1 protein-coding gene is annotated in these 230 nt (G+C 75.2%); it reads left to right on the forward strand.

Features of this window, described 5'->3' with window-relative positions; all coding sequences use genetic code 11:
• On the forward strand, window positions 1-230 hold a 230-nt coding region (locus ARTB_RS21510), incomplete at both ends, for a hypothetical protein (RefSeq protein WP_243182290.1).

Genomic DNA, 230 nt, shown 5'->3' on the forward strand with positions numbered 1-230 from the left:
CCGACCCGAAGCGGCTCGCCGCGCTGGGCACCGCCCGGTTCATCCGGTTCGCCGCCGTCCGCGGCCTCCACGTTCGGCAGCCGCTGGCCGAACGGCTCGTCCGTGCCGCCCGCGACGCGCTGACCACGGCGGACGCAGCCGTGGCCCGGCAGGTGCTGGCCGCCGATCTGGACCTGCTGACCGAGCTCACCGCGCAGATCGACGCATCCGAGGCAGAGTTCGCCCGGTTG

This window comes from Arthrobacter humicola (assembly GCF_022803015.1).
GTDB classification, from domain to species: domain Bacteria; phylum Actinomycetota; class Actinomycetes; order Actinomycetales; family Micrococcaceae; genus Arthrobacter; species Arthrobacter humicola_A.